We start from the raw sequence: 7,327 nt of genomic DNA on the forward strand, positions 1-7,327 counted from the left end.
GGGATTTCGGCGCCGGGTGGTGGCTAGGGCGCGGTCCAGGTCGGCGCGCCGCCGCAGGCAGCGAGCTCCTCGCCGTCGGCGAGGACGCGCACGTCGTACCAGGCGCCGGCGTCGAGGGCGGGGCGGGGTGCCGTGACGGTGACCTCGGCGTCGTGCCGGTCCTCGTCGTCCGCGACGGTGCGGGTGTGCCTGAACCCGGCGGCGTCGTCCCAGGTCTCGGCGTCGCCCGTGCCGATGTCCCAGAACCGGGAGACCACCGGTTCCTCGCCGGGTCCCGGGCGGACGTCGAGCTCGACCCGGTATTCGACGTCGCGGGCCGACGGGTCGCTGGTCCACGCGATCGTCGCGCCCGGACTCACCGTGCGGGTCTCCCGGGCGATCCACAGCCGGCGGTCCTGGTTGGTCGACACGGACGCGGCCGGCGTGATCTCCCCGCCGGTCAGGGTCGGTCCCGGGCTCTCCAGCTCGCACAGGGGCTCGGCGACCAGGCTCTCGCCGCGGCTGCTGCTGATCGGCGCGCAGAAGCCGAGCCCGAGCACACAGATGGCGGCGGCCGCCACGTACACGGCGATGCGCGGCCACCGCGGGAGGTCGAGGACCTCGCGCACCACGACGGTCCGCACGATCGAGTCGGCGAAGGTCTGCCGCTTCGCGTGCCACAGGGGTCGCAGGTAGCCGATCAGGAGGATCGCGTCGAGCACGTGCAGCACCCAGCGTGCGGGCGTCCGCCACAGCCCGGCCGGCCGGTGCTCCTCCTCCCGGACGACCCTGATGCCGAGCACCAGCTTGCCCGGCGTCCACCCCGTCGTGCCCTGGAGCACCAGCAGGGCCACGAGGGCCGCGACCGGGATCAGGACGAGCGGACCGCGCCCCCAGTTCTCGGCGCCGGCCGCGCGGAACCCGGGCGTGAGCGTGACGGGGGAGAAGTTCGCCCCGAGCGTCAGCCAGGTGACGCCGGCCAGGATCGCATCGTCGAGGAGTGCCGCGACCACCCGCTGACCCCACGTGGCGTATGCCGGGCCGTCGACGGCGGCTACCGGCGCGGGCGCGACGTCCGGCGCGACGTCCGGCGCGACGACGACGCCGGACGCTGCTTCACCGGACGGCGCGCCGCCGTCCGCCCGGGGCCCCTCGCTGCTCTGCATCCCTGGATGATGGCAGCGAAAACGACCCCGGGCCAGGAATCAGGCCCTGGTATCAGCCCTGGTAGCGGTACGCGTCCCAGGCGCCGAGCAGGTACTGGATACCCAGCGCCCGGTCGTAGAGGCCGTACCCGGGGCGCGGCTTGTTCGTGGTGTTCTCGTCCCACAGGTGGCGGCCGTGGTCGGGCCGGATGTAGCCCTCGTAGCCGGCCTCGGCGTACGCCTTCATGATGCCGGTGGTGTCGACGCTGCCCTCGCACGCCCGGTGCGCGACCTCGGTGAAGTCCCCGTTGTCGAAGTGCTTGATGTTGCGCACGTGCGAGAAGTGGATGCGGTCCATGAACGTCCTCACCGCGTCCACGGCGTCCTGCTCCGGGTTGGCCGAGAAGCTGCCCAGGCAGAGCGTCAGGCCGTTGTACGGGCTCGGGTTCAGGTCGAGCACCCGCGCGATGCCCTCCTTGGTCGAGACCACGCGCGGCCAGCCGAAGACGTCGAAGGGCGGGTCGTCCGGGTGCACACCGAGCTTCACGTCGACCTCCTCGCAGGTGGGGATCACCGCGTCGAGGAAGTACTTGTAGTTGGCGTACATGTCGTCGTGCGTCACGCCCTCGTACGCCGCGTTGAGCTCGCTGAAGCTCGCCAGCCGCTCCGGCTCCCAGCCCGGCAGGGTGAGCCCGTGCGTGTTCTTCTCCATGTCGGCGATCAGGCTCTCGGGCGACATCTTGTCGACCACGGCCTTCTCGTAGAACAGCGCGGTCGAGCCGTCCGGCAGCGGGTGCCACAGGTCGGTGCGCAGCCAGTCGAAGACGGGCATGAAGTTGTAGCAGACCACCTTGACGCCCGACTGCCCGAGGCGGCGGATCGTCGTGATGTAGTTCTCGATCGCCTCGTCGCGGCTCAGCCCGAGCACGGTCCGGCCCAGCTTGATCGACTCGTGCACGTTGACGGACTCGACCACCTCGGCGTCGAACGTCTTCGTGATGCCCTTCGCCCGCGCCTCGTCCGACAGGCCCGTGATCTTCGCGATCTCGGCGTCGATCTCCGCCTGCTCCCACACCTCGCCGGCCTGCTTGTGGTGCAGGCTCCACACGATGGTCTCCACGCCAGGGATCTGGCGCACGTGATCCAGCGTCACGGTGTCGTTGCCCTCGCCGTACCAGCGGAAGCCCATCTTCACAGCGGTTCTCCTCGTCGTCGTTGTCCAGCCGCTCTTGTATACATCATGCCCGCCCCGGCGAGCGGGACGGGCATGATGCTCACTCAGTGGTTGGCGCTGCGCTTCCCGGCAGCGGTCGGGGAAGCGGCTCAGAACGCCGTGAGGCGCAGCCGCATCCGGACCGGTGCCGCGTGCAGCTGGGCGTTCGGCAGCACCCCCGGACCGCAGGCCGCGCTGCCCACGCCGTGCTGGGCGGCGTCGACGTGCAGCCACAGGCGGCCGTCCGGCACGAGCTCGTGCGGGTGCGCCGCGCGGTCGAGCGCCTCGTCGGACCACGGCCGCAGCGACAGCTCGAACCCGACCTGCGGCCGGCCCCCGACCGTCACCTCGCCCGAGTCGATCCGCAGCCCCGAGCCGTCCGCGAACGACACGGCCGCGCTCGTGACGCCGCGCCGGGCGCCGTTCTCCTGCGGGTGCGTGTACCGGGTCTGCCAGTCGGCGACCGTGTGCTCCCACGCCCCGCCGAGCGCCGCGGCACGGGAGTCCGCGTACGACTCCTCCGGCCCGACGCCGGTCCAGCGCACGCCGGCCTCCGCGGCCCGCGGCTCGTCGAGGGCGAGCAGCAGGCCGAGCCGCGCGACGCTCTCCGGCCAGCGGCCCTCCGGCCGGACGTCCACGATCAGGTCCACGGCGTCGGGCGCGTCGGTGACCGGCTGCCACGTGTAGCGCGTGGCGAAGCCCGCGCGCGTCGTCGGGCCCGCGATCCGCGCGTCGATCTCCAGCGCACCGTCCTCGCGCACGGCGACCCCGGCCTTGCGCTCGGCCAGCAGGTGCAGGCTCGTGCTGCGCCACACCTCGGCGTCGGACAGGCCGCGCCACATGCCCGCGCGGCGGTCGTTGTCGGTCGACGCCCGCCAGGCGTCGAACCGGAACACGTGCACCTCGCGACCCGCGAGCGAGCGCAGGTCACCACGGCGGTCGAAGAGCGCCGGACCGGCCACGTACCCGCCGTCGTCCCCGACCGTCACCCGGCCGGACGGCGCGGGCAGCGGCGCGGGCTCCACGAGCAGGAGCTGCCCCGCGCCGAGCACGAAGCCCTCCTCGAGCCACGCCTCCTCCAGCGCGTCCGCCTTCTGCTGCACCGCCCGCAGCGTCCACCAGACGGGTGCGTCGCCCGGCTCCGGCAGGACCAGGTCGGCGGGCGGGCGCACCACGGTCTCGGTCCCGGCGCCGAGCACCAGGTCCAGGACGCCGGAGGCGAGCTCCTCCTCGCCGCGGTGCAGCGTCCAGCGCAGCTCTGCGTGGCTCGTGTCCCGGAACGCGTACCGGTTACGCACCAGCAGCGTGCCGTCCGGCTGTGCGTCGATCCGGACCGGCGCGAACACGGCGGCCGTCTCCACCAGGCCCGGCGATGGCGTGCGGTCGGGCAGCAGCAGGCCGTCGGCGATGAACGTGCCGTCGTGGAACCGCTCGCCGAAGTCGCCGCCGTAGGCCGAGAACAGGTTGCCGTCGGCGTCGGTGCGGGTCAGGCCGTGGTCGATCCACTCCCAGATGAAGCCGCCCATCAGGCGGGGGTAGCGGTCGAACAGCGCGTCGTAGTCGGACAGGCCGCCCGGGCCGTTGCCCATCGCGTGCGCGTACTCGCACTGCAGGAACGGCATGCCCCGGCGACGAGCGTCGGCGTCGGCGCGCTCCAGCGCGGGCTCGATCCCCTGCCCGATGAGGTTCACGTGCTCGGTCTCGGCGTACATCCGCGAGTACACGTCCACGTGCTCGCTGGACCAGTCGCCCTCGTAGTGGATCGGGCGGCTCGGGTCGAGCGCGCGGACGGCGTCCACCATCGCGGGCACGTTGATGCCGCCGCCGGCCTCGTTGCCGAGCGACCACAGGATGATGCTCGCGTGGTGGCCGTCGCGGCGGACCATCCGGGTGACGCGGTCGACCAGCACCTCGGTCCAGTCCGGGTCGTTCACCGGGTTGCCCTCCCAGCCCCGGTCGTCCTCGAAACCGTGGGTCTCCAGGTCGTTCTCGTTGATCACGTAGAGCCCGTGGCGGTCGCACAGGTCCAGGAAGTGCGGGTGCGGCGGGTAGTGGCTCGTGCGGACGGCGTTGATGTGGTGCCGCTTCATGAGCAGCACGTCCTCGAGCATGCGCTCCGGGGTCACGGACCGGCCGCGCAGCGGGTCGAACTCGTGCCGGTTGACGCCGCGCAGCTTGACGGGCCGCCCGTTGACGAGGAACACGCCGTCCTCGATCGAGACGGTGCGGAAGCCGACGGCGAGCGTCACGGTCTCGGTGTCCGTCGTGACGACGACGTCGTAGAGCCGCGGGCGCTCGGCGCTCCACGGCTCGACGGCCACCCGGACCTCTTCGCCCGACGCCGCGTCGATCCCGAGCTCCGGCACCGTGACCCGGGCCGCGACGGCGTCCCGGCCGGCGTCGGTCGCGCCCGCACCCACGGTGAAGGCGTCCACCCGCAGCGTGCCCGTGCCGGTGGTGTGGTCGTAGGCGGCGTGCACGCGGACGTCGTCGAGCGCGCCGTCCGGCCGGTGCTCCAACGAGACGCTGCGGAAGATGCCCGAGAGCCACCACTGGTCCTGGTCCTCGACGTACGACATGGCCGACCACTTGGTGACCCGCACCGCGAGCAGGTGGTCGGCGCCGGGCCGCAGCCGGTCGGTCAGGTCGATCTCGGTGGGCAGGCGCGAGCCGTGCGACGTGGCGAGCAGCTCGCCGTCGAGCGCCACCTGGAACCAGGAGTCCACGCCCTCGAACCGCAGCAGGGTGCGGCCGCCGTCCGGCCAGTCGGCGGGCAGCCGCAGCGTCGTGCGGTACTCGCCCGTCGGGTTGTCGTCGGGCACGTACGGCGGCTCGATCGGGAACGGGAAGAGCTTGTTGTTGTACTCGGGCACGCCGTAGGGCCAGGCGTGCGGGGCCTGGGCGAGCTGCCAGTGCCCCGGCACGGTCAGCCGGTCCCAGTCCTCGCCGGGCTCGGCGCGGTCCACACCCGTGTCGGGGTGCGGGAACAGCCGGAACCGCCACTCGCCGTCGAGCGACGCCGACGCGGCGCTCGACGAGCCGGCCGGCGGGCGGAACCGCGGTGCGACGACGCCGTCCGGCGCGGCAACGGTCTCGTGGGTGATGGTCATGACTCCTCCAGGCGGCGTCGATCGGGGAAGCAGGCGGGCGCGGGTGCCGGTCGCGACGCTACACCCGAGTGCGTTCAACGTTGAACTATACTGGCCTCCGCCGTTGGACCAAACGCCGCCCTGGGCCGTTTGGTCCAACGCTGAACTATGACCGTTCTCTGGAAGGACAGTGACCACACGTGCACTCCGCCCGCCTCGCGATAGACCCCTCCTTCGTCGTCGGCCCCGTGCGCCGCGGCACCTTCGGGAGCTTCGTCGAGCACCTGGGACGCTGCGTCTACACGGGCATCTACGAGCCCGGCCACCCGACCGCCGACGAGCACGGGTTCCGCGGTGACGTGCTCGACCTGGTGCGGGAGATGGGCGTCAGCACCGTCCGCTACCCGGGCGGCAACTTCGTCTCGGGCTACCGCTGGGAGGACGGCGTGGGCCCCCGCGAGGAGCGCCCGACCCGCCTCGACCTCGCGTGGCACTCGATCGAGACCAACGAGTTCGGGCTGAACGAGTTCATGGCCTGGACCAAGGCCTCCGGCACCACGCCGATGATGGCGGTCAACCTGGGCACGCGCGGCATCGCCGAGGCGCTCGACCTCCTGGAGTACGCCAACCACCCCGGCGGCACCGAGCTGAGCGACCTGCGCCGCGAGCACGGAGTCGAGGAGCCGCACGCGATCCAGCTCTGGTGCCTCGGCAACGAGATGGACGGACCGTGGCAGCTCGGGCACAAGACCGCCGAGGAGTACGGCCGGCTCGCCGCCGAGACGGCGCGCGCGATGCGCCAGCTCGACCCCTCCGTGGTGCTCGTCGCGTGCGGGTCCTCGGGTTCGAGCATGCCGACGTTCGGCGAGTGGGAGCGCACGGTGCTCACCGAGGCGTACGACGAGGTCGACATGATCTCGGCGCACGCCTACTACCGCGAGGAGGACGACCTCGGCTCGTTCCTCGCGAGCGCCGTCGACATGGACTACTTCGTGGCCTCGGTCGCGGCGACGGTCGACGCCGTGGGCGTGGCCCGCAGGTCGACCAAGAAGATCGCCATCTCGTTCGACGAGTGGAACGTCTGGTACCACCAGGAGGAGGACCCGATCAAGGCGTCGGGCGGCCGGTGGGACAAGGCGCCGCGCCTGGAGGAGGACGTCTACACCGTCGCGGACGCCGTGGTGGTGGGCAACCTGCTCATCTCGCTGCTGCGCAACACCGACCGGGTGCACTCCGCGAGCCAGGCGCAGCTCGTCAACGCGCTCGCGCCCATCGCGACCGAGCCGGGCGGCCCGGCGTGGCGGCAGACGACGTTCCACCCGTTCGCGCTCACGTCGCGGCACGCCGCGGGCGAGGTGCTGCGGGTGGCGATCGACTCCCCGGGCTACGAGAACGAGCGGTTCGGCACCTCGGACCTGGTCGACGCCGTGGCGACCTGGGACGCGGACGGCGAGGCGCTGACCGTGTTCGTCGTGAACCGCGCGCAGGACGCGGCGACCCGCCTCGACGTGCCGGTCGGCGCGTTCGGCGACGTCGAGGTCATCGAGGCCCTGACCCTCGCGAACGACGACCACCACTGGCGCGCGTCGGCCGAGGACGCGACGTCGGTGCTGCCGACACCGAACACCACGGCCCGCGTCGAGTCCGGGACGGTCTCGGTCGAGCTCCCGCCGGTCTCGTGGACGGTGCTGCGCCTCCGCGCGACCCGCTGAGCACGACCACGCCCCTGACTCGCCGTCCACAGGATGCCGAGTTAGGGGCGTAGTCCGACCAACTGGCTGACTCGGCATCCCGGGGATGGCGAGTCAGGAGGGTGGTCGATGCTGCGGAGTGCCCTACCACCAGAGGCTTTCCGGGCACCGCGTCGATCGCGGCAAGCACTGCTGCCAGTTGGTCGTCGA

The 7,327-nt window shown here is 72.3% G+C and carries 4 protein-coding genes; 1 reads left to right on the forward strand and 3 read right to left on the reverse strand.

What is annotated here, in order from left to right:
* Window positions 1–23 precede the first annotated feature (23 nt).
* The 3 genes from ACFWEJ_RS10230 to ACFWEJ_RS10240 all read right to left on the reverse strand — a co-directional run bounded on the left by ACFWEJ_RS10230 (window position 24) and on the right by ACFWEJ_RS10240 (window position 5,447).
* Entirely contained in the window at window positions 24–1,145 is a 1,122-nt protein-coding gene (locus tag ACFWEJ_RS10230) for an RDD family protein (RefSeq protein WP_377229097.1), read from the reverse strand.
* 52 nt (window positions 1,146–1,197) lie between these two features.
* Window positions 1,198–2,313 carry a mannonate dehydratase gene (locus ACFWEJ_RS10235; protein ID WP_377229100.1) on the reverse strand — a complete coding sequence of 372 codons (1,116 nt, stop codon included), beginning with the start codon at window positions 2,311–2,313 and terminating at the stop codon, window positions 1,198–1,200.
* A gap of 134 nt (window positions 2,314–2,447) precedes the next feature.
* Complete coding sequence (locus ACFWEJ_RS10240) at window positions 2,448–5,447, reverse strand: glycoside hydrolase family 2 TIM barrel-domain containing protein (RefSeq protein WP_377229098.1); 3,000 nt, start codon at window positions 5,445–5,447, stop codon at window positions 2,448–2,450.
* A gap of 179 nt (window positions 5,448–5,626) precedes the next feature.
* Here ACFWEJ_RS10240 and ACFWEJ_RS10245 point away from each other — a divergent pair, with 179 nt between their 5' ends.
* Complete coding sequence (locus ACFWEJ_RS10245) at window positions 5,627–7,138, forward strand: alpha-N-arabinofuranosidase (protein ID WP_377229099.1); 1,512 nt, start codon at window positions 5,627–5,629, stop codon at window positions 7,136–7,138.
* Window positions 7,139–7,327: the final 189 nt, after the last annotated feature.

The sequence above is a fragment of the Promicromonospora sp. NPDC060204 genome (assembly GCF_042728455.1).
Taxonomy (GTDB): Bacteria; Actinomycetota; Actinomycetes; order Actinomycetales; family Cellulomonadaceae; genus Promicromonospora.